The organism is Stenotrophomonas sp. GD03794 (genome assembly GCF_029842145.1).
GTDB lineage: Bacteria > Pseudomonadota > Gammaproteobacteria > Xanthomonadales > Xanthomonadaceae > Stenotrophomonas > Stenotrophomonas riyadhensis.
In genome coordinates this window covers 1-5290 of the sequence record NZ_JAOCFV010000100.1, presented here as the reverse complement: position 1 = coordinate 5290, position 5290 = coordinate 1, and the positions used below count along the sequence as shown (strand labels likewise).

Genomic DNA, 5290 nt, shown 5'->3' with positions numbered 1-5290 from the left:
AGCAGCAGGTGGAAGTGCTTTTCGCGGGTCTGGCCGTCATTGCCGCTCGCGATTTCGCGGTGGCTGCGCCAGGCCGAGACGCGGAAGCCCGACACACGCAGCGCCAGCTCCACCGCGTCCAGCTCATGCAGCTGGAAGTCGGCAGCAAATGGCAGGCTGCGCATGAAGCTGGCATCGCCAAAGGCCAGGCACAGGCGGCCGCCCCGGCGCAGCACCCGCGCCAACTCGTCCAGCACCGGGGCCAGGTTCGGCCAGAAGTACAGGGTATTGACCGCCAGCGCCGCATCCATCGCGGCATCGCTGACTGGCAGGGCATGGGCGTCGCCGTGTCGCATCGCGGCACGCTCGGCCAACCTGGCGCTGGCCAGGCGCTGGTTGCCGGCCTCGACCATGGCAGTGGACAGCTCGATACCGAGATAGTGGCTGTCGGTGGCCTGCAGCATCAGCGGCGCGAAGGCCGCATTGCCGGGGCCGATCTCCAGGACCCGTTCGCCAGTGCCGACGGCCAGCAGCCCGATCGCGGCCAGGTTGAGCGCGCCATTGCTGCGGTTCATCGAGTCGGCCACCGCCAGCGCGGCCTCGCCTTGGGGCTGCCGCAGCTGCGCGGCCAGAGTGGAAGCATCCAGCATCATCATCGTCCGTTGCAGGGTTTCGGACGTGGCGGCGGCGGGTCCGCCGCTGACCATAGCGCTGACGTTGTGGCTTGGGAAGTAGGGAAACCCCGCTGCGGGGTGATGAGGAAATGTCCAGCGTCGCAGTCGGTGAGATCTGGTTGTCCACAGGGGGTGTGGATTACGCGTGGGCAACTTTGTGGATAAGCCGCGACAGGCGCCACCCCCCTAGGCTGTCAAGATGGGTGGCGAAAAATTCACCGCTGGTGAGGGCGGGTGAGGGAGCGGTGAAGGATGGACCCTGCCGCCGCTGTCGCCAGCGGCGGCGCTCGCGGTAACCTGTGGGCCTTGATGCTCCGTGAGACCCCATGAAACGTCACTTCTCGATGCTGCGCGAATTCCAGCTGGCCGACTGGTTCACCCTGGCCAATGCTTTCTGCGGCACCGGTGCGGTGTTTGCCGCGATGCGCTTCCTGCAGGACGGCGAGCACGGCTACCTGCTGTTCGGCATGGCACTGATCCCGCTGGCCTTCATCTTCGACGCCCTCGACGGGCGCATCGCGCGCTGGCGCAAGTCCAGTTCCACCCTGGGCCGCGAGCTGGATTCGCTGTCAGACGTGATCTCCTTCGGCGTGGCCCCGGCGGCGCTGGCCTACGCCTGCGGCATGCAGGGCGGCTGGGACTGGCTGGTGCTGAGCTACTTCGTCTGCTGCGGTGTCAGTCGCCTGGCGCGCTACAACGTCACCGCCGAGGCACTGGCCGGCGACGAGGGCAAGGTCACGTATTTCGAGGGCACCCCGATCCCGACCAGCCTGGTGCTGGTGATCGTGCTGGCGATCGCTGCCGGCACCGGCGCCATCGGTCGGGACATCTGGTTCGGCCAGTGGCAGATCGGTCCGTGGCAGCTGCATCCGATGGTGCTGCTGTTCGCCCTGTCCGGATCGCTGATGATCAGCAAGACCCTGCGTATCCCCAAGCCATGAGCCAGCCCTGCGGAGGCCTGCGATGACCAGCTCGGCCCACGACGCCGGCAGCAGCGATTTCGAAACCCTGGCCCGGCAGTACTTCGGCGCCTGGGGCGATGCCCTGCGCCATGCGACCACGCCCGGTGCGCCGGCTGGCGATGACCCTGGCAGCTGGCAACGGCTGTTCGACTGGTGGGGCCAGCTGCTGCCCGAACAGGGGCAGGGTGCGCCGGAAGATGCCGTGCGCCGCTTCCGCGAACAGGCGGGCAGCTGGTACGGCACCATGCAGGAAGTCGCCGCGCGTTTCGCCGGCCGCGACGCCAGCAGCGCCGACGTGGCCCAGGCCTGGCGCGAGGCGGTGCAGGGGCAGGGCGATGGCATGCTGCAGTGGATGCTGCAGGGGGCCCGTGGCAGCACCCACGCTGGCGCCGCTGTACCGGAGTTTGCCGCCTGGCTGCAGCAGTTCCAGCTGCAGGCCGGCCCGTGGCTGCAGAGCCCGGCGTTCGGGCCCGGTCGTGAGCACCAGGCGCGCTGGCAGGCGCTGCTGCGGGCGCAGGAGGAATACCAGCAGCATTCGCGCGCCTATGTCGATCAGATCAAGCAGGCGCTGGACGAGGCCTTCGCGCTGTTCGAGCAGCGCCTGGCCGAGCACGAGCAGCCGGGCAGCCAGTTGACCAGCGCCCGCGCGATGTTCGACCTGTGGATCGAAGTGGCCGAGGAGGCCTATGCCAAGGTCGCCATGTCCGAGCCGTTCCAGCAGGTGTACGCCGCGCTGGGCAACGCACAGATGCGGCTGCGCGCCGGCCTGCAGCGCGAGGTGGAACAGATGAGTGAACGGATCGGCCTGCCGACCCGCAGCGAGATGGACGCCGCGCACCGCCGCATCGCCGAGCTGGAGCGCAGCCTGCGTCGCCTGCAGGCACAGGTGGTGGCCATGGCCAGTGCGGGCGAGGTCGATCCGGTGGCACAGCCGGCGCCGGCGAAGGTGAAGCCGGTCGCGCGCAAGGCCGCGAAGAAGGCCGCGCCGGCAAAGAAGGCGGCTGCGAAAAAGGCGGCACCAAAGGCAGCGCCCCGTACTTCCACGCGGACGCGTGACCGATGAAAGGACCGCTGGGCTTCAACGCCGATGACCTGATGCAGGAAACCCTGGCCATGCAGCGCAAGCTGATGGAAGGGCTGAAGCTGCTGCCGCAGGTGGAAGACGTGGACTATGGCGTCACCGCCCGCGAGGAAGTCTGGCGCGACGGCAAGGTGGTGCTGTACCGCTTCGTCGGCGAACAGGCACCGACCCGCCGCACGCCGTTGCTGATCGTCTACGCGCTGGTCAACCGGCCGTACATGGTCGACCTGCAGGCCGATCGCTCACTGGTGCAGAAGCTGCTGGCGCTGGGGCAGGACGTCTACGTGCTGGACTGGGGTTACCCGGATCGCTCGGAGCGCTTCCAGACCCTGGAGGACTATCTGCTGCGCTACATCGATGGCGCGGTCGATGCGCTGCGCGCGCGCAGTGGTGGACCGGTCGACCTGCTCGGCATCTGCCAGGGCGGCGTGTTCGCGCTGTGCTACGCCGCGCTGCGCCGACAGAAGCTGGGCAAGCTGATCACCATGGTCACCCCGGTCGATTTCCACACCGCCGACAACATGCTCTCGCACTGGGCGCAGCAGGTGGACGTGGACCTGCTGGTGGACACGCTGGGCAACATCCCGGCCGACCTGATGAATGCCAGTTACCTGATGCTCAAGCCGTTCCGCCTGAACGTGCAGAAGTACGTGGGCCTGCTCGACATCCTCGATGACAAGGCGGCGCTGGAGGATTTCCTGCGCATGGAGAAGTGGATCTTCGATTCACCGGACCTGGCGGGCGAGGCCTTCCGCGACTTCATCAAGCAGTTCTACCAGGGCAACGGGTTGATGAACGGCACGGTGCGGATCGGCGAGGAAGCGGTGGATCTGTCGCAGGTGACCCTGCCGGTGCTGAACATCTATGCCGAGCAGGACCATCTGGTGCCGCCGGATGCCTCGCGCGCGATGCGTGGACGCCTGGGCACCGAGGACTACACCGAGTCCAGTTTCCGTGGCGGCCATATCGGCATCTACGTGTCCGGCCGCGCGCAGCGCGAAGTGCCGGCCACGATCGATGGCTGGCTGAAGGCGCGCGACGCGTAAGGCCTGCTTCGTTTTTGTAGCGTCGAGCCATGCTCGACTGCATGGAGAATGATGATGTCGCGAAGGATTTCGTTGCTGCTTGCCACGCTGCTGCTGGCTGCCCCTGTTGCGCAGGCCGCACCCAGTGCGGATGCACGGCGGGAGATCGCCCAGCTGATCTCCAGCCTGGACGGCTCCCAATGCCGGTTCCAGCGCAATGGCAGCTGGTACGACGGCAGCGATGCGCGCGCGCACCTGCAGCGCAAGTACGACTACCTGCTGAAGAAGGACATGGTGGACAGCGCCGAGCAGTTCATCGAGCGCGCCGCCAGCCAGAGCAGCATGAGCGGCAAGCCCTATCGCATCCAGTGCCCGGGGCAGCCTGAACAGACCGCAGCTGCCTGGTTCGGCGCACGCCTGCAGGCCCTGCGCCACCGCACGCCGTAGACATGGGGGCGGTGTAGAGTCGAGCCATGCTCGACTGCTTTTTCCCGTAGCCTTGGAGGACTGCCATGAACACCACGCCGCGCACGCTGTCACGTTCATTGAACGACCGCATGATTGCCGGCGTGATGGGTGGCATCGCCCACCGCTTCGGCTGGAACCCCACGCTGGTACGGATCGTGTTCGTGCTGGTCTCGATCGGCTCGGCGGCTTTCCCCGGCATCCTGGTCTACCTGATCCTGTGGCTGCTGATGCCGAACGAGGCCGATTGAAGACCGTTCCAGAGCCCTGGCCGGTCTGGCTGCGCGCGCTGCAGGTGCTGGGCGCGGTGTGGACGTCACCCAATTCCCTGTTCGGTGTGATCGGCGGGCTGGCCGGCATGCTTGGCGGGGCGACGCTGCGTTGGAGCAGCCGTGACTGTGCGCTGGTGTTCGATCGCTGGCCGTGGGGGCCGGGTGGGGCGATCACCTTGGGCAATGTGATCCTGCACACCGGGCAGGACCTGGGCATTTCCTGCCGCACCTATGCGCACCAGGCGGGGTGGGGCGTGGAGCCGCTGATCCGGCTGGACGACCACGAACGCGCGCACGTGTACCAGTACATGGTGCTGGGGCCGCTGTACCTGCCGGTGTACCTGCTGTGCGGCGGGGTGAGTGCGCGCAATCCATTCGAGCGCGCGGCCGATCATTTCGCCCGGTTCGGGCACGGCTGGTGGCCGTAGTTTCCAGCCGACGGCGCAGCCCCTCGTGGCTTGGTCGCGGAATGCCTGCTTCCTGGGGGCTGGCCGGGTGGGTGGGGCTGGCGGGGACGCCGTGAACCCATCCATGGGGGCTTAGCCGCGGCATCCATGCCGCGGATACCCCGCCACCCCCACCCACCCGGCCGCTGACAATTTCCGTGCGCGCCAAGCCACGGAAGAGAATAAAGAACAGCAAAAGCGGGTCGCGCGCTGCGCTTGCTCGTGTAGAGCCGAGCCCGCGCTCGGCTTCGCGGACTGGCCTGAAAGCAGCCGAGCATGGGCTCGGCTCTACAAAAAGCGAGCCGGCCAGGCCGCTTTTGCTTTTGGTCTTCTTTTTTCTTTTCCGTGGCTGGACGTGCCCGAAAACTGTCGGGGGTCGGTCGGGG

Annotated in this window: 7 protein-coding genes; 6 read left to right on the top strand and 1 reads right to left on the bottom strand. The window is 67.3% G+C overall.

Going from position 1 to position 5290, the window contains the following annotated elements:
* A partial coding sequence (locus N5D91_RS24185; RefSeq protein WP_279922772.1) for a class I SAM-dependent methyltransferase occupies positions 1-635 on the bottom strand: 635 nt, incomplete at its 3' end.
* 344 nt (positions 636-979) lie between these two features.
* Here N5D91_RS24185 and N5D91_RS24180 point away from each other — a divergent pair.
* From N5D91_RS24180 to N5D91_RS24155, 6 genes are all read left to right on the top strand, one after another.
* Positions 980-1594 carry a CDP-alcohol phosphatidyltransferase family protein gene (locus N5D91_RS24180; RefSeq protein ID WP_180854624.1) on the top strand — a complete coding sequence of 205 codons (615 nt, stop codon included), beginning with the start codon at positions 980-982 and terminating at the stop codon, positions 1592-1594.
* Positions 1595-1616: 22 nt separating this feature from the next.
* The gene (gene phaE, locus N5D91_RS24175; protein ID WP_180854623.1) at positions 1617-2678 is read left to right on the top strand and encodes a class III poly(R)-hydroxyalkanoic acid synthase subunit PhaE; all 1062 of its coding nucleotides are present in this window, start codon (positions 1617-1619) and stop codon (positions 2676-2678) included.
* A complete protein-coding gene (locus N5D91_RS24170; RefSeq protein ID WP_049444628.1) occupies positions 2675-3742 on the top strand; it encodes a class III poly(R)-hydroxyalkanoic acid synthase subunit PhaC in 1068 nt (355 codons plus the stop codon). Before phaE ends, N5D91_RS24170 begins: the two co-directional genes overlap by 4 nt.
* Positions 3743-3793: 51 nt before the next feature.
* Positions 3794-4168 carry a YfeK family protein gene (locus tag N5D91_RS24165; RefSeq protein WP_049444649.1) on the top strand — a complete coding sequence of 125 codons (375 nt, stop codon included), beginning with the start codon at positions 3794-3796 and terminating at the stop codon, positions 4166-4168.
* 65 nt (positions 4169-4233) lie between these two features.
* Positions 4234-4437: a PspC domain-containing protein gene (locus N5D91_RS24160; protein ID WP_010484929.1), complete on the top strand. Its 204-nt coding sequence runs from the start codon at positions 4234-4236 to the stop codon at positions 4435-4437.
* Entirely contained in the window at positions 4434-4886 is a 453-nt protein-coding gene (locus N5D91_RS24155) for a hypothetical protein (protein ID WP_180854622.1), read from the top strand. Before N5D91_RS24160 ends, N5D91_RS24155 begins: the two co-directional genes overlap by 4 nt.
* Positions 4887-5290 lie beyond the last annotated feature (404 nt).